18 protein-coding genes are annotated in these 17965 nt (G+C 65.1%); 8 read left to right on the top strand and 10 right to left on the bottom strand.

The genetic code is table 11. The features are described from left to right. Positions 1-228 precede the first annotated feature (228 nt). Positions 229-1416, top strand: coding sequence for an acyl-CoA dehydrogenase family protein (locus XcyCFBP4188_RS00090; protein ID WP_104591459.1), 1188 nt, complete (start codon positions 229-231; stop codon positions 1414-1416). Between the two features lie 155 nt (positions 1417-1571). Here XcyCFBP4188_RS00090 and XcyCFBP4188_RS00085 read toward each other — a convergent pair whose 3' ends face one another. From XcyCFBP4188_RS00085 to XcyCFBP4188_RS00055, 7 genes are all read right to left on the bottom strand, one after another. Then, the gene (locus XcyCFBP4188_RS00085; RefSeq protein ID WP_104591458.1) at positions 1572-2066 is read right to left on the bottom strand and encodes a dihydrofolate reductase; all 495 of its coding nucleotides are present in this window, start codon (positions 2064-2066) and stop codon (positions 1572-1574) included. A 44-nt stretch (positions 2067-2110) separates the two neighbouring features. Further along, complete coding sequence (locus XcyCFBP4188_RS00080; RefSeq protein WP_006451479.1) at positions 2111-2905, bottom strand: thymidylate synthase; 795 nt, start codon at positions 2903-2905, stop codon at positions 2111-2113. Next, positions 2902-3792: a prolipoprotein diacylglyceryl transferase gene (lgt, locus tag XcyCFBP4188_RS00075; protein ID WP_006451478.1), complete on the bottom strand. Its 891-nt coding sequence runs from the start codon at positions 3790-3792 to the stop codon at positions 2902-2904. Before lgt ends, XcyCFBP4188_RS00080 begins: the two co-directional genes overlap by 4 nt. 54 nt (positions 3793-3846) lie before the next feature. After that, positions 3847-4338, bottom strand: coding sequence for a TPM domain-containing protein (locus tag XcyCFBP4188_RS00070; protein ID WP_006451477.1), 492 nt, complete (start codon positions 4336-4338; stop codon positions 3847-3849). Continuing rightward, the gene (locus tag XcyCFBP4188_RS00065; protein WP_104591457.1) at positions 4338-5237 is read right to left on the bottom strand and encodes a TPM domain-containing protein; all 900 of its coding nucleotides are present in this window, start codon (positions 5235-5237) and stop codon (positions 4338-4340) included. The genes XcyCFBP4188_RS00070 and XcyCFBP4188_RS00065 overlap by 1 nt, the downstream gene beginning before the upstream one ends. 317 nt (positions 5238-5554) lie before the next feature. Then, positions 5555-6187 (bottom strand): LemA family protein, encoded by a 633-nt coding sequence (locus XcyCFBP4188_RS00060; protein WP_006451475.1) that lies wholly within the window; start codon positions 6185-6187, stop codon positions 5555-5557. 343 nt (positions 6188-6530) lie between these two features. Then, positions 6531-6911 carry a diacylglycerol kinase gene (locus XcyCFBP4188_RS00055; protein WP_043909591.1) on the bottom strand — a complete coding sequence of 127 codons (381 nt, stop codon included), beginning with the start codon at positions 6909-6911 and terminating at the stop codon, positions 6531-6533. Positions 6912-7229: 318 nt separating this feature from the next. Here XcyCFBP4188_RS00055 and XcyCFBP4188_RS00050 point away from each other — a divergent pair, with 318 nt between their 5' ends. Further along, complete coding sequence (locus XcyCFBP4188_RS00050; protein ID WP_104591456.1) at positions 7230-7931, top strand: SGNH/GDSL hydrolase family protein; 702 nt, start codon at positions 7230-7232, stop codon at positions 7929-7931. Between the two features lie 31 nt (positions 7932-7962). On the opposite strand, the gene XcyCFBP4188_RS00045 is transcribed toward XcyCFBP4188_RS00050, so the two are convergent. From XcyCFBP4188_RS00045 to XcyCFBP4188_RS00035, 3 genes are all read right to left on the bottom strand, one after another. Further along, positions 7963-9234, bottom strand: coding sequence for a sensor histidine kinase (locus XcyCFBP4188_RS00045; protein WP_006451472.1), 1272 nt, complete (start codon positions 9232-9234; stop codon positions 7963-7965). 141 nt (positions 9235-9375) lie between these two features. Further along, positions 9376-10089, bottom strand: a complete 714-nt coding sequence (locus XcyCFBP4188_RS00040; RefSeq protein WP_002811889.1) for a response regulator transcription factor — start codon at positions 10087-10089, stop codon at positions 9376-9378. Positions 10090-10180: 91 nt separating this feature from the next. Next, positions 10181-10849 (bottom strand): arylesterase, encoded by a 669-nt coding sequence (locus XcyCFBP4188_RS00035; protein WP_043909587.1) that lies wholly within the window; start codon positions 10847-10849, stop codon positions 10181-10183. Positions 10850-10952: 103 nt separating this feature from the next. On the opposite strand from XcyCFBP4188_RS00035, the gene XcyCFBP4188_RS00030 reads away from it, so the two are divergent. From XcyCFBP4188_RS00030 to XcyCFBP4188_RS00005, 6 genes are all read left to right on the top strand, one after another. After that, entirely contained in the window at positions 10953-11558 is a 606-nt protein-coding gene (locus tag XcyCFBP4188_RS00030; protein ID WP_023902758.1) for an ABC transporter ATP-binding protein, read from the top strand. Next, positions 11555-14038, top strand: coding sequence for an ABC transporter permease (locus XcyCFBP4188_RS00025; RefSeq protein ID WP_046932157.1), 2484 nt, complete (start codon positions 11555-11557; stop codon positions 14036-14038). Before XcyCFBP4188_RS00030 ends, XcyCFBP4188_RS00025 begins: the two co-directional genes overlap by 4 nt. Before the next feature lie 245 nt (positions 14039-14283). Next, the gene (locus XcyCFBP4188_RS00020; protein ID WP_006453121.1) at positions 14284-15201 is read left to right on the top strand and encodes a TauD/TfdA dioxygenase family protein; all 918 of its coding nucleotides are present in this window, start codon (positions 14284-14286) and stop codon (positions 15199-15201) included. 84 nt (positions 15202-15285) lie between these two features. Further along, positions 15286-16332: an ABC transporter substrate-binding protein gene (locus tag XcyCFBP4188_RS00015; protein ID WP_043909270.1), complete on the top strand. Its 1047-nt coding sequence runs from the start codon at positions 15286-15288 to the stop codon at positions 16330-16332. 3 nt (positions 16333-16335) lie between these two features. Then, positions 16336-17175 carry an ABC transporter ATP-binding protein gene (locus XcyCFBP4188_RS00010; RefSeq protein ID WP_046932160.1) on the top strand — a complete coding sequence of 280 codons (840 nt, stop codon included), beginning with the start codon at positions 16336-16338 and terminating at the stop codon, positions 17173-17175. Further along, positions 17172-17965, top strand: a 794-nt coding sequence (locus XcyCFBP4188_RS00005; RefSeq protein WP_104591455.1) for an ABC transporter permease, incomplete at its 3' end; no start/stop codon positions are given. The genes XcyCFBP4188_RS00010 and XcyCFBP4188_RS00005, both read left to right, overlap by 4 nt.

Raw genomic sequence — 17965 nt, 5'->3', positions numbered from 1 at the left:
CAAGTCGCAGACAAGATCATGCAAGCGTGGCACATGAGATTCCGAGTACCGTGCATGCCGATCTGATGAGCGCACAGTCGTTTTGCTCGCCGCGCCTGACGCGTCTGCCGAACTGAAATGCAGGCGCAAGACGCTGCTTGGCTGCCACCCCGATCATCAGCACTCAACACTTGCTACTGGTCAACCCGCACTGACCGCACTGTTTCCCATCCGACAAGGCCATCGCGCATGACGAGCCTCCCACCACAACCGTCCCTGCTCACTCCGCTGCAGACCGCCCAGCGCCTGGCGGCCGAATTCGCCGAGACCGCGATCGAACGCGATGCACGCGGCGGCACGCCCAAGGCCGAACGCGATGCATTGCGCGCCAGCGGCCTGCTCGCGCTGAGCATTCCCGTGCAGTACGGCGGGCTCGGCGCCAGCTGGAGCGAGGTGCTGCAGATCGTGCGCGCATTCGCCAAAGTCGACAGTTCCATCGCGCATGTCTTCGGCTTCCACCAACTGATGCTGGCCACCGTGCGCCTGTTCGGCCAGCCAGCGCAGTGGCAGCCATGGCTGGAACAGACCGCGCGCGCGCACTGGTTCTGGGGCAACGCACTCAATCCGCTGGATACCCGCACCGTCGCCGTGCACCGCGACGGCTGGCGCGAGTTCTCCGGCAAAAAGAGTTTCTGTTCCGGTGCCATCGACTCGCAGATGCTGATCGCCTCCGCATTGGACGAACGCAGCGGCAAACTGCTGATCGGCGCCATTCCCACTGCGCGCAGCGGCATCTCGCTGGGCCACGACTGGGACAACATCGGCCAGCGCCAGACCGACAGCGGCAGCGCCACCTTCGAACGCGTGCGCGTGGAAGAAAGCGAACTGCTGCTCGATCCCGGCCCATTGAGCACACCGTTCGCCTGTCTGCGCCGATTGATCGCGCAGTTGCTGTTCGCGCATCTGTTCCTGGGGATTGCCGAGGGCGCGTTCGAAGAAGCGCGCACCTACACCCTGACCCAAGCCCGCGCCTGGCATCGCTCCGGTGTCGAACAGGCCAGCGAGGACCCCTACATCCTTGCCCATTACGGCGAGTTCTGGCTGGGCCTGGAAAGTGCCCGGCTACTCACCGGTCGCGCCGCCGAGCTGCTCGATGCCGCCTGGCGCAAAGAGCACGCACTGAGCAGCGACGAACGCGCGCAGGTCGCGTTGGCGGTGGCTGCCGCCAAGGTCGCCACCACCCGTGTCGGGCTGGAAGTCTGCAGCAAGCTGTTCGAAGTCACCGGCGCGCGCGCCACCCACGCCGCGCTGCGGCTGGACCGCTACTGGCGCAACCTGCGTACCCAGACGCTGCACGACCCGGTCGATTACAAGCTGCGCGAACTCGGCGAATGGGCGCTGCGGCAGCAGCCGCCGACGCCAAGTTTCTATTCCTGAGTGTTCCATTCCTGAGTGCGCTGATGTTTCGCCTGCATCCACGCACTCGTTGTGTCAGCCGCGCTTGATTGCTTGAACGTGATGCGGCGATACGCTCATTCAACGCACGCGCCACAGCACACTGCAGCGTTCGGTCTTTCAGCAACGCGCATGCCTCAGCGCCGGCGATAGTCCACATAATCGAACGCGAACGCATGGCGGGCATCGGCCGTGTGTCGCTCGCGCTGTACCGGTTCCCACACGGCCGGGTCGATCGGCGGAAAGTGGGTGTCGGCCTGCTCCACGATCGTGGCGACCTCGGTGACGGCCATAACATCTGCCAGTTCCATCGTCAGGCGATACACCTCGCCACCGCCGATCACGCACAGCTCCTGCGCACCGGATGCATCGGCCTGCGCGATCGCCTCATCGACCGAAGCCACCGCCTGCATACCCTCGAACGGCACCTGCGCAGAACGCGTCAGCACCAGATTCAAGCGCCCCGGCAACGCACGCCCCAAGGACTGCGCGGTCTTGCGACCCATCAGGATCGGCTTGCCTAACGTCAGCGCCTTGAAGCGCTTGAGATCATCCGGCAATTTCCACGGCAATTCGTTATCGCGGCCAATGGCATTGTTGCGGTCGAATGCGACGATCAAGGTGATTTTCATGCCTCAGCATACCGCGCAGGCAGGCTGCATGATGCGACCGCCGCTCACACCGCAACCGGTGCCTTGATCGCCGGATGCGGGTCGTAACCGTCGATGGCGATGTCGGCGAAGCGGAACGCGAACAGATCGGTCACCTCCGGATTCAGGCGCAACGTGGGCAACGCGCGCGGTGTGCGCGTCAGTTGCTCGCGCGCCTGCTCGAAGTGATTCGAATACAGATGTGCGTCGCCCAGCGTATGCACGAAATCGCCCACGCCCAGGCCGGTGGCCTGCGCCACCATATGCGTCAGCAGTGCATAACTTGCGATATTGAATGGCACGCCGAGAAAGATGTCGCCGCTGCGCTGATACAGCTGGCAGCTGAGCTTGCCGTTCACCACATAGAACTGAAACAGGCTGTGGCAGGGCATCAGCGCCATCTGCGGCAGCTCGCCCACGTTCCAGGCGCTGATCACCAGCCGGCGCGAATCCGGGTTGCGCTTGATCTCGTCCACCAGCCATTGCATCTGGTCGATCTCCACGCCGTCCGGGCCGGTCCAGCGTCGCCACTGCTTGCCGTAAACCGGGCCGAGATTGCCATCGGCGTCGGCCCATTCGTCCCAGATGCGGACCTGGTTGTCCTTGAGATAGCCGATGTTGGTGTCGCCCTGCAGAAACCACAACAGCTCGTGGATGATCGAGCGCAGGTGCAGCTTCTTGGTGGTGACCAGCGGAAAGCCGTCGTTGAGGTCGAAGCGCATCTGCCAACCGAACACGCTGCGCGTGCCGGTGCCGGTGCGATCGGACTTCTCCGCGCCATGTTCCAGCACATGCTGCAGCAGGTCCAGATACGGCTTCACTTGGCGGCTCCCGCCACGGCGGTGTTCACCACTACCGGCTGCAACACCGGCGCGCGGCGCGACATCGCCAACAACACCAGCCCGCCGATGATCAACGGCAGGCTCAGAATCTGCCCCATCGTCAGCCAGTTGAAAGCCAGGTAGCCGATCGGCGCATCGGGCACGCGCACGAATTCCACGATGAAACGGAACACGCCATACAGCAGCGCGAACATCCCCGACACCGCATAACGCGCACGCGGCTTCAACGAGAACGCCCACAACACCACGAACATCACCACGCCTTCCAGCGCGGCTTCGTACAGCTGCGAGGGATGGCGCGCGAACTGGTTCAACGCACCGGTGGCGTACTGCGCCTGGATCTGTGCCGGCAACTGGCCGGCCAATTCCGGTGCAAGCGGAAAGATCACGCCCCATCCGGCCTGGGTGAACTTGCCCCACAACTCGCCGCCGACGAAATTGCCGAGCCTCCCGAAGCCCAGACCCAACGGCACCAGCGGCGCCACGAAGTCCATCACGTCGAAGAAGTGCAGCCGGTGCTTGCGCGCCCACAGCCCGCAGGCGATCAGCACGCCCAGCAGGCCGCCGTGGAAGCTCATGCCGCCTTGCCACACCTTGAACAGAATCAGCGGGTTGGCCAGCAAGCTGTCGAACGCATAGAACAGCATGTAGCCGATGCGCCCGCCCAGCACCACACCGAGCATGCCGTAGAACAACAGGTCGGAAAATCCGTCCATGTCCACACCCGGCAGGCGGCCGCGCAGGATGCGCGAGCGTCCCAACGCCCAGGCGGAGAAGAACGCGGCCAAGTACATCAACCCGTACCAGTGCACCTGCACCGGGCCAAGCGAGAAGGCGATGGGGTCGATGGCGTGCAGATAGATCATGCGGACCGCGGATCACAAAAAAGCGAGGCGTCTATTCTGACATCTCGCACGCGCTCAGCCTAAGAGCTGGGGACGATCGGGCAGCTCGTCTTCATGCTGCGCGTTCGCAGCAGCCGGGAAATGCTCGCTCAACAGCTCGGTCACCGCCTCGATCCCGGCCAGCACCGCCGCCTCGTGCTCGCCATCGCGCAGGAATTCCTGCATGCGCCGGCACACCTCCGCCCACTGCGCGTCCGGCACGCGGCTGCGCAGACCGCGGTCGGCGACCACTTCGATGGCGTGGTCGGCCAGCAGCAGATACAGCAGCACCCCGTTATTGGCTTCGGTGTCCCAGGTGCGCAATTGCGCAAAGGCCTGCTCGGCACGCTGGCGCGCGGTGTGCCCACGCCATAGCGCGTCCAGCGGCAGATCGGCTTCCACCGCCACCATGATCTGGCCGGTGTGGGTGCGCTCGCTGGCTGCAACGGCTGCGGCAATCGCGTCCATGCAACTGGCCGGGAAACTACGCTGCGCCGAGGGCGCAAAGACATGCCTGAGCCAACGCATTACCAGCTCCCCGAGGCGCCACCGCCTCCCGATGACCCGCCACCACCACCCCAACCGCCGCCGCCGAACCCGCCACGGCCGCCGCCCCCAAATCCGCCGAACCCGCCGCCGCCCCAGCCACCGCCGCCGACAAAGCGCCCCGGCGATCCGGATGCCAGCCCCGCCAGCAGCCCGATGACCGCAGCGCCAACGCTGGCGAACAACAATGAAGTGAAGAGCAGTGCGGCACCGCCCGCTGCGACGCCGGTCAGCAACGCGCGCAGCGGCCGTGGCAACGCACCGAGAATGCCGCGCGCCACCATCGCGACGACAAAGCCGATGAACAACGCCATGATCCAGCCGCCGCCACCGCCCGAGCCATCGCCCGAGCCGCTATCGGCATGCCCGCTGACCGGAGCGGGCAAAGCCTCGCCCTCGATCAAACCGGCCAGCGTCGCAGTCGCAGCGCTGATGCCGCCGGCATAGTCACCCTCACGGAAGCGCGGTGCCAGATACTCCTGGATGATGCGGTTGGCGGTGATGTCGGGAATCGCGCCCTCCAGGCCGTAACCGGGCTGGATGCGCACGCGGCGGTCGTCCTTGGCCACCAGCAGCAATACACCGTCGTCCACGCCCTTGCGGCCGATCTTCCACTGGTCGAACACGCGCTGGGTGTATTGCTCGATCGCCTCCGGCTGGGTGGTCGGCACGATCAGGATCTGCAACTGCGCGCCCTTGCGCTGTTGCAAGGCGAGCGCCTGCTGCTCCAGCTGCTGGATCTGGGTGGCATCCAATGTGCCGGTGACATCGACCACTGGCGAGCGTAGCGGCGGAATGGCTGCAAGGTCCTGGGCCAGCAGCGATGTCGGCAGCAGCAGTAGCGCCATCATCCACAAGACCCATCTGTGCGTTTGCCGCATTAGCTAACTCCTACCTGATGAGTACTGACAGTTAATCAGCACTGACACTTAGCTTCCCTTCTCCCTGCGGGAGAAGGTGCCCCGCAGGGGCGGATGAGGGTACGGAGCGAAGCCTAGTGCAGTTTGAACGGCACAGAGGCTTCGCCCCGTACCCTCACCCCAACCCCTCTCCCGCTGGAGAGGGGCTTGATGCCCAGCTTCTGAAAGTTGGTTGAGCAAGCGGACGATAGATAGATCGACATGGCTAACCTAACAATTGCCTCGACATGCCGTGCGGCCAACCCCGCAGTATTTGATACTGCGCAAATCGCAATTACTTACTGCGCAGGCTGCCGTTGCTGCACAGGCTGCTGCTGCGGCGCCTGTTGATTACCGAAGTCCACCTGCGGCGCACGCGATATCTGGGCTTCGTTTTCCACGGTGAAATTCGGCTTGGGCTGATACCCGAAGATTTTGGCGGTGATCACCTGCGGGAACGAACGGATATAGGTGTTGTACTCCTGCACCGTCTGGATATAACGACCGCGCGCCACGGTGATGCGGTTTTCGGTGCCTTCCAGCTGTACCTGCAGATCGCGGAACGACTGGTCGGATTTCAGCTGCGGATAATTCTCGCTGACCACCAGCAGGCGCGACAGCGCGCTACCGAGTTCGCCCTGCGCTTGCTGAAAATTCTTCAGCGACGCTGCGTCGTCGGCGTTGACCTGAATCTGTCCGACACGCGAGCGCGCATTGGTCACTTCGGTCAGCACCTGGCGCTCCTGCTGAGCGTAGCCCTGCACCGTGCGCACCAGATTGGGAATCAGATCGGCGCGGCGCTGATATTGATTCAGCACTTCCGACCAACCTGCCTTGACGCCTTCCTCCTTCTGCTGGATCGCGTTGTAACCGCAACCGGACAGCGAGACGGTCAGCATCAGCAACACCAGGGCGCGAATCAGGACAGGCATGCAGGCGAGTTCCGTTTAAGAAGAGCTGCAGCATGCCATGTGGCAAGTCAAGCCGGCATGCACAAGCGTACGACTGGCGGGTTGTTCCGCTGGGCGGTCAGTTCTTGGATTAAGAACACCCTCAGTTCGAACGCATCGGTGCGCGCGCGGTCGCTAGGCGCGACAGAGGCTGGCAATTGTTGAGGAGAGTCACTACGCGCAACACGAACGCCGGGCTCTTCCGCTGACGCACTCGCACTCGCACTCTGATGCGTCGCATCGCCATGTACGTCTCCACGCTTTCGCTAAGCAATCGCCTACAAGAAGGGCCTGGCTGCCATGGCGCGCGCGTGACCAATCGCTCTCAGAACAATCGCGGCAACAGAATCAGCCCCCAGCACAGCAGCACATTGATCAGCAGCAAGAACACCGCCGCCGAGCCCATATCCTTTGCGCGGCCGGCCAGCACATGGTGTTCCGGGCCGTAGCGCTCGATCACCGCCTCGATCGCGGAATTCAACAATTCGGCGGCCAGCACGATCAGCAAGGGCGCAATCAGCGCGATGCGCTCCAGACCGGACTGACCGAGCCACAGCCCCAGCGGCGCCAGCACCACGGCCAGGCAGACCTCGAGCCGAAACGAAGATTCATGCAGCCATGCCGCGCGCAATCCCTGCCACGACCAGATTGCCGCCTTGAGCATGCGGCGCGGGCCGCGCGGCACGTGTCCCAGTTGATCGGCCACGCGTCAGCGCTTCCGGCCGCAAGGGCGTATCAGGGAACGGATCGAACGCATGGTGTGGTCGCAACTCAGGAAAGGCCGAATTTTGCACCGTGGCGCTGCGCACCGCCAGGGCGTGACACCCGTCCGAACAGGTGGCGTTGGGCCTACAAGGCAGTCGGATGCTGCCGCAAGGCGCACCATCTGCCGCATTGTCGGGTCTGGCCCGGCGAAGCGATCTGCGCGCAATGCGATGCCACGCCCTGAAAGCCAACGGGTTTGCCCTACGCTTCCAGCCTGTCGCACCATAGCGGTCCGCTTCACTGCCGTAGGCTCTCTCGCATGATCAAGCATCCCTTGCGCACACTGCTGTGCGCCCTGGCGTTGTTGTCCGGCCACGTCCACGCCGACACCCCACACACCGCGCCGCAAGTCCCGGCGCAGGCCTCCAATGCCGCGTGGGAAAACGACATGCAGCGCTTTGCCGACAGCGACGCGCAGCAGCGGCCACCCAAGCACGGCATTGTGTTCGTCGGCAGTTCGTCGATCCGTTTCTGGGACACCTTGGCGCAGGATTTCCCCGGCAAGCCGGTGATCAATCGCGGCTTCGGCGGCTCGGAAGTGCGCGACAGCACCTGGTATGCGGACCGCATCGTGCTCCCCTACGCGCCGCGCCAGATGGTGCTGTATGCCGGCGACAACGATCTCAACAGTGGCCGTACGCCGGAGCAGGTGCGCGACGATGTGCTGGCATTCGTAACGCGCATTCGGCGCGATCTACCGAAGGCGCGCATCAGCTATCTGTCGATCAAACCCAGCCCGTCGCGCGCGCATTTGCTGCCGGCAATCGTGACGGCCAATCGCCTGATCAAGGACGCACTCGCGCCGCTACCGCGCGTGGACTACGTGGACGTCTACACGCCAATGCTGGATGCCAGCGGCAAGCCGCGCCCGGAGTTGTTTCGCGAGGACATGCTGCACATGACCGCCGACGGTTACGCGATCTGGCGCAAAGCGGTGGCACCTGTGTTGGAGCAGAAGTAAGACCAGGCAGATCGGCCGACAAAAAACGCCCTCAGGCCACCACCACCGCCACCGACGTCCCCACATCGGTCTCGCTGTGCAATTCGATCCGCCAACCGAAGCGGTCGCACAGCCGGCGCACGATCGACAGACCCAGGCCGGTGCCCTGCGGGCGTGTGGGATCGGCGCGGAAGAATGGCTCGAATGCACGTGCACGTGCTTCTTCGCTCATGCCGATGCCGGTGTCGCGCACGATGATGCGGTCCTGGGTCACTTCGACTTCGATACTGCCGGTGTCGGTGTAGGCACAGGCATTGCGCAACAGATTGCTCAGCACCACGCGCATCACCCGCGGCGGGGCGAACATCTGCAGGCTGCGGTCGCCGACCATCTGCAACGACACCGGCTTGTCGCCAAGCAGCTCACGCGCGCTGTCGACTTCTTCGCTGGCCAGTTCGGCGGCGTCGAAGGTTTCGCTTTGCGGGTCGATTTCGGCCTCGCGCGCCAGGATCAAAAACGCATCGATCACCGCTTCCATATCGTGGCCGGCACGCTGGATACGGCGCAGGCTGCGTTGCGTGCGCGGCGACAATTCGTCGTCGGCCAGGGCCATGTCGCTGGCCACGCGGATCACCGTCAGCGGCGTGCGCAATTCATGACTGGCATCGCGGGTGAAATTGCGTTCGCGCGCAACGTGGTCGCTGACCCGTTGCCCCAGCGCATGTAACGCTGCGGCCAGCTGCCGTGTTTCGCCCTGCAATTCGGCGGGCAATCGCTCCGGTGCCAACTCATCCACATCCGGATTGCGCGGGTCCCACTGTGAAACGCGCCGTGCGAGCCAGCTGATCGGCGACACCAGGCGTTTGGAGATGCGATAGGTAAACCACGACACGCCGTAGATCGACAGCAACACCACGATCGCCGGCACCACGCCGTACCACAAGGTCAGATGGGCGGCGCGCGAGCGCGAAAACACCAGATACAAGCGCCCTTCCGGACGTTGATCCACATACACCAGCGCGTCGGCAGCGGCTACTTCGCTGAAGCCGCGCGGCAACCGTTGCAACACCGGCGGTGCGCTGTCGCCGAGCTTGCCGGCAGGCGAGAAATAGCCCTGGATATTGCGGGTATTCGGCGGCGGGTTGTTCGGCGCACTCTTGTGCAGGCGCCAAAAATGCACCGCCTCGTCGGCCAGTACGGTGCGCACCAGGCTGTACTTGATCACGAAGGAGATCAGATAGCCGCCAAGGACGATCGCCAGACTCGCCAGTGCGACCTGCAACAGGAAGGCGAGACGTATTTTTCGTGGGAGCCCGTGCGGCATTGCGGCATCCAGGGAGAGCGCCGGATTAGAGGCAACGCTTCCGTGAGCCCGTCGTGCAACCAGCCGGCAGCACGCGGAAGCGAGCGGCGCGTGAGCGCCTACAGGAAAAGCCGGCCGCCAGAAGGCGACCGGCCAGCGACATCAGGCCATCGGTTGGGCGATGTCGGCGATGCGATAGCCGGCGCTTTGCACGGTGTGCAGCAGGGGGCGATCGAACGGCTTGTCGATGATCTTGCGCAGGTTGTACAGATGGCTGCGCAAGGTGTCCGAATCCGGCAACCCATTGCCCCAGATCTCGCGCTCGATTTCCTGGCGGGTGACCACACGCGGCGATTCGCGCATCAGGATGGTGAGCAACCGCAGGCCGATCGGGGAGAGCTGCAGCTCGGTGCCGGCACGGGTGGCGCGCATGCTGACCGGGTCGAGCACCAGGTCGGCGACCTTGAGCACTTCCGAACCCACCTGGCGGCGCTCGCGACGGATCAGAGCACGCAGGCGCGCTTCCAGTTCCTGAATCGCGAACGGCTTGGTCAGGTAATCGTCGGCGCCGAAGCCCAAGCCGGTGAGCTTGTCGTCCAACGTGTCGCGGGCGGTCAGCATCAGCACCGGGGTGGACTTGCGTGCGTCGTTGCGCAGCCGGCGGCACACTTCGATGCCGTCCAGGCGCGGCAGCATGAGATCCAGCACGACCACGTCGTAGCTGTTCTCCGCGGCCAGACGATAACCGTCCAGTCCGTCCTGCGCATAGTCGACCTCGAAGCCACGGCCTTCCAGGTACTCGCCGATCATTTCGGAGATATTGCGATTGTCTTCGACGACCAGCACGAGGCCGGACGTTTCCTTGGTCTGACGCATGGACTTTCCTCGGTCTTCAGCTTTGTGAAACATGCCGGATCGACGGTGGAAAGGGCGTGAAGGACCGGCGACGTTCTGTGACAGGCAACGCCTAGCGACCGAGCAGTGGACGCAGCGCCGGCCAGACCGTTTCCAGCACCTTCGGCTGAGCCGCAGCGGTCGGATGCAAGCCGTCAGCCTGCATCAGCCCCGGCTGTAGCGCGACCTTTTCCAGGAAGAACGGCACCAGCGCGGTCTTGTACTGTCTGGACAGGTCGGCATAGGTCGCCTTCAGGCGTTCGCGGTAGGCAGGGCCGTAGTTCGGCGGCACATCGATACCGAGCAGCAGCACCTTTGCGCCGGCCTGCTGGCTGAGCTGGATCATCTTTTCCAGATTGCCCTTGAGCTGGGCCGGGGTCAGGCCGCGCAATGCATCGTTGCCGCCAAGTTCGATCACCACCACGCCGGGGTGGTGCTTTTCCAGCAGGCCGGGCAGTCGCGTCAATGCGCCGGAAGTGGTCTCGCCACTGATGCTGGCATTGACGACTGCCGGTGGCGTCGCCATGTCACGCTTCAGGCGTTGGTCCAGCAGAGTGACCCAGCCGGACTGCACCGGGATGTTGTGCGCAGCGCTCAAGCTGTCGCCCACGACCAGGATCGGTGCGGTTGCCACCGGACTTTTGGCAGAGGCAATTCCCGGCGCAAGCAGGGACAGTGTCAGCAGCCACATGACCAGCGCGCCATATCGCAGTGTTCTTTCACGCATTCGGAGATTCCTCATCGACAGTCTGGCCCCCCGCTCCAGCACCCGCACCGCCATCGACGTCCGCGAGGTCGGCAAGTCCGTCAGTGGACCGGAGGGAACACTCCACATCCTCGACAACGTGAGCTTGACGGTCAGTGAAGGCGACAGTATCGCCATTGTCGGCGCATCCGGTTCGGGCAAGACCACCCTGCTCGGCCTGCTTGCCGGGCTGGACCTGCCCAGCCGCGGCAGCATCGCGCTCTCCGGCCAGGACCTGGGCCAGCTCGACGAAGAAGCCCGTGCCGCCTTGCGTGCGCGCGAGGTGGGCTTTGTGTTCCAGAGCTTCCATCTGCTGCCGGCACTGACCGCCGAAGAAAACATCGCATTGCCGCTGGAACTGGCCGGGCGCGAAGATCCGGCGCGGGTGCGCGAGGTGTTGGAGGCGGTGGGCCTGAGCGCACGTGCGCGCCACTACCCGCGCCAGCTGTCCGGCGGCGAGCAGCAACGCGTGGCGCTGGCACGCGCATTCGTGGCCAGGCCACGCATCCTGTTCGCCGACGAGCCCACCGGCAGCCTCGATCAGACCACCGGCGCGCAGATCAGCGACCTGCTGTTCGCGCTCAACGCCACCAGCGACACCACCCTGGTGCTGGTCACCCACGACATGACGCTGGCGCAGCGCTGCCATCACATCTACCGCATCGACAGCGGCCGCCTGCACGCTCAGACCGGTCCGGCCGCATGAACGTGCTGCGACAGGCCGCGCGCGCGGTGCGCCGCGAGTTTCTGGCCGGCGATCTGCTGACCGTGTTCGCCGCGCTGGTGCTGGGGGTGGCGGTGATGACGGCGGTCGGCACGCTGGTCGACCGGGTGACGTTGGCGCTGACCTCCAGCGCGGCCGAAGTGCTCGGCGGCGATCTGGGCGTGACCGGCCGCCAGGAGATTCCGGCCGACTTCGCTGCTGAAGCGCAGCGGCGCGGGCTGCAGAGCACGCGCATGGTCAGCTTCCCCAGCGTGTTGTTCCATGGCGAGTCCAGCCAGATGGCCAATATCCGCGGCGTGGGCGCTGGCTACCCGCTGCGGGGTCAGTTGCTGGTCTCCAAGGACAGCGATGGCACGGAAGGCAACGTCGCCAGCGCACCGCCGCCGGGTCAGGCCTATGCCGACCCGCGTCTGCTCGAGGCGCTGGGCCTGCGGGTGGGCGAACAGCTGGAATTCGGCGCCGGCCATCTCACCATCACCGGCGTGCTGCGTGCCGAACCGGATGCCTCCGGCGAGCTGATGCAGTTGTCGCCGCCGTTGTTGGTCAATCGCGCCGATATCGACGGCGCCGGCCTGCTCGGCCCGGGCAGTCGCGCTTCGTACCGGCTGATGTTCTCAGGTGCGCCGGAGGCCATCGCCGACTTGCGCGCCTGGTTGAAGCCACGCGCCAGCGAATACCGTCTGGTCGGCATCGAAGACACCCAGCGCGGCATGCGCGCGGCCTTCGATCGCGCCGGGCGCTTTCTGGCCTTGTCGGCGTTGCTGGCGGTGCTGTTATCCGGCGTGGCCACCGCATTGGCGGCCAACCGGTTTGCGATGCGCCGCATCGACACCGTCGCCGTGTTGCGCTGCCTGGGCGCACGCCAGCGCGACATTCTCGCGATGCTGTCGCTGCAATTGCTGTTGACCGCGATTCCGGCCTGCCTGGTCGGGATCGGCCTGGGCATGCTCGCGCAGGAAGGCCTGGTGCAGGCGCTGGGCAGCCTGATTCCGAACCGGCTGCCGCTGCCGCAGGCCACCCCTGCCCTGGCGGGCGCAGGCATCGGCCTGGTGCTGTTGCTGGGCTTCGGCCTGCCGCCGCTGCTGCGGCTGCGCAACGTGCCGCCGATGCGCGTGCTCAACCGCAGCTTTGCCGCCGTTCCGCCGAGTTCGCTGCTGGTCTACGCAGCGGCACTGGCAGCCACACTGGCGCTGACTGTCTATGCCACCGGCAATCTGGTGCTGGCCGGCTGGGTGCTGGGCGGGCTGGCTGCGTTGGCGCTGGTGGCGATGGCGCTAGGGCTGGGGCTGCTCACGTTGCTGCGGCCGATCCAGCATCGCCTGCGTGGCGCCTGGAAGTTGGGCCTGGCCTCGCTGACGCGGCGGCGTGGCCTGAGCGTGGTGCAACTGGTCGGGCTGTCGCTGTCGCTGTGCGCGCTATTGCTGCTGGCGGTTGTCGGCCCCGGATTGCTGGGGCAATGGCGCGAGCGTCTGCCGGTGGATACGCCCAACTACTTCCTGATGAATATCCAGCCCGAACAGACCGCGCCGGTGCTGCAGACGCTACGCGGCTTGGGCGTCAACGAAGCGGCCGTGGAGCCGTTTTCGACCGGGCGCCTGGTGGCGATCAACGACAAACCGCCGGCACGCGGCGACCGCGATCCACAGGACAATGGCGACGGCGACAACCGCCCGGTCAATTTCTCCTGGCGGCATGCCTTCCCCCCCGCAAATACGTTGCTGGAAGGCAAATTCTGGGCAGCCGACAGCACGGCACCGGAGGCTTCGGTAGAAGAAGGCTGGGCGCAGCGGTATCAGCTCAAACTCGGCGACCGCATCACCTTGCTGCTGGGCGAACAGCAGCGCAGCTTCACCGTTACCAGCATCCGCAAGGCCGACTGGGATTCGTTCCGGGTCAATTTCTTTTTGCTGCTCAATCAAGGTTCCGTCGGCGATGCGCCATACAACCTGATTTCCAGCTTCCACCTGCCACCTGGCAATGCGCCCAAGCTGGCGTCGTTGAGCCGCGACTACCCCAACATTTCGGTGCTGGATATCGACGCCATCCTCGGCCGCGTGCGCGAGGTGATCGACCAGGTGGCGCAGGCGGTGCAACTGGTCATGGGCTTCAGCCTGCTGGCCGGCGTGCTGGTGCTGCTGGCCGCCTTGCAGGCCACCGCAGGCGAACGCCGTTACGACAGCGCGGTGCTACGCACCTTGGGCGCGCGTCGCGGCCAGTTGCGTGGCGCGGTGCTGGTGGAATTCGGTGCGCTGGGCCTGTTGGCGGCAACGCTGGCGGTGACCGCCGCAGCGGTGATCGGCGCGGTGGTCGGGCAGAAAGCGTTCGAGATCGCGCTGACCCCGGATTGGCCGCGGCTGCTGATCGGCGGCGCCTTCGGGCTGGCGTTGAGTCTACTGGCCGGTTGGTCGGGCACCCGGCGCATCCTGTCGACGCCGCCAGCGTTGGCGTTGCGGGCGGAATAAGAGCGCACCACAAAGCGACTGCGCTGCCCAGGCGGCGCTGCGTCAATATCTACTCATCGACGTAAAGCAGTTGAGCTCGAAGCGGGCGTCGCCAAGCTGCGTCGCCCGTCATGCCGGGTCGCATATACCTGCAGCGCATAAGCACGTTGCCAATCGTACGTTCGCAGCGGCGGCACGACTGCCTAGAGTGGTCTGTCCGGTCGCCGGCCCAGGCGGCCTTTCGTTGCCGTCGAGGTGCCACCGTCATGGCCAGCGTCACTTCCGCCGCGCGTGCGCAGACCCCGCGCGATGCGGTTTCCACAGTGCAAGCTTCCGGCGTGCAGATCGTGCCGTTCGATGCCCCGCTGGGCGCCGAAGTGATCGGCCTGGATCTGTCGCAGCCGCTGGATGCGGACACCTTCGCGCGTATCCATCAAGCGCATCTGGACCACCACGTGCTGGTGTTCCGCGACCAACGCATCAGCCCGGCGCAGCAGGTCGATTTCAGCCGGCGCTTCGGCCCGCTGCAGATCCATGTGCTGCGCAATTTCCAGTTGCGTGGGCATCCGGAAGTGCTGGTGGTGTCCAACATCAAGGAGAACGGCGAACCAATCGGTCTGGGCGATGCCGGGCATTACTGGCACTCGGACCTGTCGTACAAGGAAACGCCCAGTCTGGGCTCGCTGCTGCACGCGCAAGAGCTGCCCAGCGAGGGCGGCGACACCTTGTTCGCCAATCAGCATCTGGCCTGGCAAACCTTGCCCGATGCGCTCAAACGCACTGTGCAGGACCTGCGCGCCGAGCACAGCTATCTGGCCAAGTACGAAGAGCTGCGTGCGCGCAATCCGTGGCGTCCGGCGCTGACGGCCGAACAGATCGCCGAAGTGACACCGGTGCAGCATCCGATCGTGCGCACGCATCCGGAGACAGGCCAGAAAGCGCTGTTTGTCAGCGAACATTTCACGACTCGCATCGTCGGCTTGCCCGACGACGAAAGTGATGCGCTGCTGCAGGCTCTGTTCGAACACAGCACCCGCGAGGCATTGGTGTATCGGCATCGTTGGCAGCCACACGACATGGTGTTCTGGGACAACCGCTCGGTGATGCATCTTGCCGCAGGCACGCCGGATCACCTGCGCCGTCGGCTCAACCGCACCACCATCGAAGGCGATGCGCCGTTCTAGAAACGCGCTGCCTCGAGCGCGTCTCACGGCACGTAACGCGTGGTGAGACACGCATCTTCCCTCCCCTCTCGACTGGAGCGCCGCATGCGTTTGACCGTCACTTCTCACGCACCTTCGCAGCGCCGTCGTTTCTCCCGGCGTGTCGCGTTGCTGCTTCTGGCCGCGTTACCGCTGCTGCTCAGCGCGCATGCGCAGGCAGAAGGAAAACTGCGCGTCGCCAAACAGTTCGGCATCGTCTATCTGCTGCTGGATGTGGCGCAGGATCAAAAACTCATCGAGCGGCAGGGCAAGGCCGCTGGCGTGGACATCGACGTGCAGTTCCTGCAGTTGTCCGGTGGCGCGGCGGTCAACGATGCCTTGCTGACCGGTTCGATCGATATCGCCGGTGCCGGTGTCGGGCCGTTGTTCACCATCTGGGACCGCACGCATGGCCGGCAGAACGTGCGCGGCGTGGCATCGCTGGGTAGCTTTCCTTATTACCTGATCAGCAACAATCCGCGCATCAAGTCCATTGGCGATTTCACCCCGCAGGACCGGATTGCGGTGCCGGCCACCGGCGTGTCGGTGCAGTCGCGTTTTCTGCAGCACGCTTCGCAGCAACGTTGGGGCGACAAGGGCACCCATCAGCTGGATCCGCTGCAGGTCGCCTTGCCGCACCCGGACGCGGCCGCCGCGATCATCCGTGGTCGCACCGAGATCACCGCGCACTTTGCCAGCCCACCGTTTCAGGAGCAGGAACTGGCGCGTAACCCGGCCGCGCATATCGTGACCAGCTCCTACGAGATCGAAGGCGGCCCCTCGTCGGCGACGGTGCTGTATGCCACCGAAAAATTCCGCCGCGACAATCCCAAGACCTATCGCGCCTTCGTCGCCGCGCTGGATCAGGCCGCGCGTTTCGTCACCGCGCATCCGGAGCAGGCGGCGGATATTTTTCTGCGTCGCAATGGTTCGAGCATCGATCGCGCGCTGGTGTTGCAGATCCTCAAGGACCCAAAGGTGCAGTTCAGCGTGGTGCCGCAGAACACCCTGGGGCTGGGCAAATTCATGCAGCACAGCGGCGCGATCAAGCAGACGCCGAGCAAGCTGAGCGACTACTTCTTCGACGACCCGCTGATTGCGGGCGGGAGCTGAGCGATGCCCACGCCGACGCCATTGCTGCAAGTCGACCACGTCAGCCTGGAATACGCTTCCGCGCAGCGCGTGGTGCGTGCCACCCACCGCGTGCGTTTCGATGTGCATGAAGCCGATCGCTTCGTACTGCTGGGGCCGTCGGGTTGCGGCAAATCCACCTTGCTCAAGGCGGTGGCCGGCTTTGTGACCCCGCGCGAGGGGCAGATCCGTCTGGATGGCAAAGCCGTAACCGGGCCGGGACCGGACCGGGTGGTGGTGTTCCAGGAATTCGATCAGCTGGCGCCGTGGAAAACCGTGCGCGAGAACGTGGTGTTCGGTCTGCGCGCGGCACGCAAGCTCTCGCGTGCCGAAGCGCTCGAACGTGCGGACGACAGTCTGGCGCAGGTCGGGCTGAGCACATTCGCAGATGCGTATCCGCACACATTGTCCGGCGGCATGAAGCAACGCGTGGCGATCGCGCGTGCCTTGGCGATGCGCCCACGCGTGTTGTTGATGGACGAGCCCTTCGCAGCACTCGATGCGTTGACGCGTTCACGCATGCAGGAGCAGGTGCTGGAACTGTGGGAGCAATCGCGCTTCACCTTGCTGTTCGTCACCCACTCGATCGAAGAAGCCCTGGTGGTCGGCAATCGCGTGCTGCTGTTGTCGCCGCATCCGGGGCAGGTGCGCGCCGAACTCAACGCGCATGCATTTGGTCCGCAGAGTGCCGGCAGCGTGGCGTTTCAGCAGACCGCGCAGCGGATTCACCGGCTGCTGTTCGACCTGCCCGACGACACCCTGGACGACGACAAGGTGGCACCGTTGCGTCGCCCGGCCGCGCTGCAACGCGAGGCGCTGCCATGAGCCGTAGCGACGCCAGCGCGCTGCCGCCGCTCCCGCCGGTGCGGCCCGAGTACGAACGTGCACTACAACCGCTGGATCCCGCATTGATTGCCACCGCCGCGCCGGCGCGCTGGCAGGCGCCGCCGTGGCTGCGCAAGGCGCTGGTGCTGGTGGTGCTGGTCGCCATATGGGAGATCGCCGCGCGCGTGGTTGGCGATGATCTGATGCTGCCCAGCGCCCTGCAGACCGCACGCGCGTTTTACGATGGACTGCTCTCGGGCGAGTTACTGCGCCGCGTTGGCGCCTCGCTGCGCGTGCTGGCGCAGGGTTACGCGCTCGGCGTGGTGCTGGCATTCGTGCTGACCGCGCTGGCCGCCTCCACACGTTGGGGCCGCGATGTGCTCGGCACCTTGACCGCCATGTTCAACCCGCTACCGGCCATCGCGCTGCTGCCGCTGGCCTTGCTGTGGTTCGGCCTGGGCACCGGCAGCCTGGTGTTCGTGCTGGTGCATTCAGTGCTGTGGCCGCTCGCGCTGACCACCTATGCCGGCTTCCAGGCAGTACCGGAAACGCTGCGCATGGCCGGGCGCAATTACGGGCTGCGTGGGCCGCGCTACGTGGCGCAGCTGCTGATCCCCGCCGCGCTGCCGGCGATCCTGTCCGGGCTGAAGATCGGCTGGGCGTTCGCCTGGCGCACCTTGATCGCCGCCGAGCTGGTGTTCGGGGCCACCTCCGGCCAGGGCGGTCTGGGCTGGTACATCTTCCAGAACCGCAACGAGCTGTATACAGATCGGGTGTTCGCCGGCCTGGC

Origin of the sequence: Xanthomonas hortorum pv. cynarae (assembly GCF_002939985.1) — a bacterium.
In the GTDB taxonomy this organism is placed as follows: Bacteria; Pseudomonadota; Gammaproteobacteria; order Xanthomonadales; family Xanthomonadaceae; genus Xanthomonas; species Xanthomonas hortorum_D.
Note: the sequence above shows the minus strand (reverse complement) of the source record. Positions and strands in the feature narration are given on the sequence as shown.

What these genes read in the sequence shown, in the direction of transcription:
- XcyCFBP4188_RS00070 (WP_006451477.1), bottom strand. Translation starts at nt 4,338, where the DNA reads ATGCGTTGGCTCAGGCATGTCTTTGCGCCCTCGGCGCAGCGTAGTTTC.
- XcyCFBP4188_RS00085 (WP_104591458.1), bottom strand. Translation starts at nt 2,066, where the DNA reads ATGAAAATCACCTTGATCGTCGCATTCGACCGCAACAATGCCATTGGC.
- XcyCFBP4188_RS00010 (WP_046932160.1), top strand. Translation starts at nt 16,336, where the DNA reads ATGCCCACGCCGACGCCATTGCTGCAAGTCGACCACGTCAGCCTGGAA.
- XcyCFBP4188_RS00015 (WP_043909270.1), top strand. Translation starts at nt 15,286, where the DNA reads ATGCGTTTGACCGTCACTTCTCACGCACCTTCGCAGCGCCGTCGTTTC.
- XcyCFBP4188_RS00020 (WP_006453121.1), top strand. Translation starts at nt 14,284, where the DNA reads ATGGCCAGCGTCACTTCCGCCGCGCGTGCGCAGACCCCGCGCGATGCG.
- XcyCFBP4188_RS00035 (WP_043909587.1), bottom strand. Translation starts at nt 10,849, where the DNA reads ATGAGGAATCTCCGAATGCGTGAAAGAACACTGCGATATGGCGCGCTG.
- XcyCFBP4188_RS00025 (WP_046932157.1), top strand. Translation starts at nt 11,555, where the DNA reads ATGAACGTGCTGCGACAGGCCGCGCGCGCGGTGCGCCGCGAGTTTCTG.
- XcyCFBP4188_RS00045 (WP_006451472.1), bottom strand. Translation starts at nt 9,234, where the DNA reads ATGCCGCACGGGCTCCCACGAAAAATACGTCTCGCCTTCCTGTTGCAG.
- lgt (WP_006451478.1), bottom strand. Translation starts at nt 3,792, where the DNA reads ATGATCTATCTGCACGCCATCGACCCCATCGCCTTCTCGCTTGGCCCG.
- XcyCFBP4188_RS00050 (WP_104591456.1), top strand. Translation starts at nt 7,230, where the DNA reads ATGATCAAGCATCCCTTGCGCACACTGCTGTGCGCCCTGGCGTTGTTG.
- XcyCFBP4188_RS00065 (WP_104591457.1), bottom strand. Translation starts at nt 5,237, where the DNA reads ATGCGGCAAACGCACAGATGGGTCTTGTGGATGATGGCGCTACTGCTG.
- XcyCFBP4188_RS00060 (WP_006451475.1), bottom strand. Translation starts at nt 6,187, where the DNA reads ATGCCTGTCCTGATTCGCGCCCTGGTGTTGCTGATGCTGACCGTCTCG.
- XcyCFBP4188_RS00040 (WP_002811889.1), bottom strand. Translation starts at nt 10,089, where the DNA reads ATGCGTCAGACCAAGGAAACGTCCGGCCTCGTGCTGGTCGTCGAAGAC.
- XcyCFBP4188_RS00090 (WP_104591459.1), top strand. Translation starts at nt 229, where the DNA reads ATGACGAGCCTCCCACCACAACCGTCCCTGCTCACTCCGCTGCAGACC.